This window comes from Sulfurimonas sp. NWX79 (genome assembly GCF_039667035.1).
Classification (GTDB): Bacteria; Campylobacterota; Campylobacteria; order Campylobacterales; family Sulfurimonadaceae; genus Sulfurimonas; species Sulfurimonas indica.
In genome coordinates, this window is the sequence record NZ_JALCZL010000048.1 from 1 (window position 1) to 1,980 (window position 1,980).

Here is a 1,980-nt window from a genome sequence, read left to right on the forward strand (position 1 = left end):
TTTTTGAAAAAATGAATATGAAATTCGATGACGAGTTTAATGGAAAACCACTCATCGAAACTCTACTAGAACCTACAAACATCTATGTAAAGACATTTAAAGCACTTAAAGATGAGATAGTAGCCATGGCACACATCACAGGTGGTGGAATCGTAGAAAACCTTCCTCGTGTACTTCCTGAAAACTTGATGGCAGAAGTACAAAAAGATGCCATCAAAGTACTTCCTATCTTTGAACTTATGAGTGAACACATCGACAGAGATGAGATGTTCCGTGCATTTAATATGGGTGTAGGAATGATTTTCGTTGTAGAAGATGCTAATGTCGAGAAAGTTTTGGCAACTGCAGATGGCTCTTATCTTATCGGTGAGATAAAAGAGGGACCTCGCGAAGCGAAACTCATTTAATACAACACTACTTTCTAAAAAACTTGAGGCCTATCTGGGCTTCAATCTACAATCAAAATATTGCAATCACTACTACAAAACATAACACTAAAACCAAAGAAGTAAATTTATAAATATGAAAAACTTTTAAAGAAGAAAAGTGTACCGCCAAAAGGCGATACGCTAAAAAGAGAGGAGAATTTCTTTTTAGTGACTAGAAGTCAAATGTTAGCTGTGCACTTACAGCTGTTTGTGAGTGTTTCGTTGTAATTGTACTTCCAGCAAAGTTAGCATATGTTTCAGTCTTTTCTGGAGCATAATTAAATGCTAAGTCAACTGAAGTCTGTTTATTAAGATTAAATGTACCACCAATTGCATAGTGAGACTCAACAATACCTGGGAATCCTAACAAGTTAAATGTATTAACAACACCAGCAGATAAATTTGCAGAATTGACACCTGTATAGTTTTGCTCAGAAATTGGACTTGAAGCATAATTATAACCTACACGCGCAGCCCATGTATCAGCTGTATATTCATAACCTAAAGAGATTACATTTTGGTCATCCCATTCAAAATCTTTATACCCTTTTGCATCAGACCATTGAATCTGCTTATAGTCAATTGCTACAGTATGCTCACCCATTACATAAGAAGCACCAATACCAATTTCAGCAGGTGTAGACAACTTATCATTATTATATACACCTGTTGAAGAAAATAAATCAACAGTATTTGATAAAACTCCATCATATTTCATGTCAATTTTAGATTTATATATAGCACCAACAGTTAAATTATTTAATTCATACGAAGCTCCTATATTAAAACCAAATTGTAAATCCTGTGCAACACCTGCTCCTTTTTGATTACCACCAAATGCTGCTGGAGCAATATAGTTGATATCCAACGAACCATATTGTAAAATTGGTGTTACTGCTATACTAAAAGCATCCAATTTATATGCTAAAGGTACACCAAACTGCATTAATTGAAGATTTGTAACCATATTCATTTGTGCATCAGTTGTTGCTTTACGATAGTCAACACCCATACCACCAGTACCCCACATACCGATACCTACATAAAAATTATCATTAATCTTTGTAGCCAAAGATACTTCTGGAATAACATTCATATCAGCATCACTGTCTGCGCTTCCATTTGCTCCACCAATAGGTGTTAAATCATTAGAGTTTTTAACATTTGGCATAAAAAGTGTACCACCAAAAGAGATTTCAGTTGACTCAACAGAAGTAATCAAAGCAGGATTCACTAAAGCTGATTCTGCACCATGGCTCATACCGATTCCAGTTCCAGCCATACCACGAGCTTTTGCACCCATTCCGATTAATGCCGCACCATTTGTTGCAAATGCAGAAGTTGCACCTAAAGCTAAAGAAGCTACTAGAGCCAATTTAATTGTTTTTTTCATTTTCTCTCCTTAAGAGTTATCAAAATATTGAGATAGCAATAAAGCTATTTCGATTGCAAGCATTATAGGTGATTAAATTTTAAGTGAATCTTAAATGAAAAGTAAACAATATAAAAAAATATTATATTTGCAATTAAAATCACTTGTATTATAGGAAAT

2 protein-coding genes are annotated in these 1,980 nt (G+C 34.4%); one reads left to right on the top strand and one right to left on the bottom strand.

Annotated features, from left to right (window positions below):
* Positions 1-407 (top strand): AIR synthase-related protein (locus MNY27_RS10795; protein WP_346392337.1); only part of this gene is annotated, 407 nt, incomplete at its 5' end.
* 193 nt (positions 408-600) lie between these two features.
* Here the strand turns inward: MNY27_RS10795 and MNY27_RS10800 are convergent.
* Positions 601-1,821, bottom strand: coding sequence for an outer membrane protein transport protein (locus MNY27_RS10800; RefSeq protein ID WP_152184129.1), 1,221 nt, complete (start codon positions 1,819-1,821; stop codon positions 601-603).
* Positions 1,822-1,980: the final 159 nt, after the last annotated feature.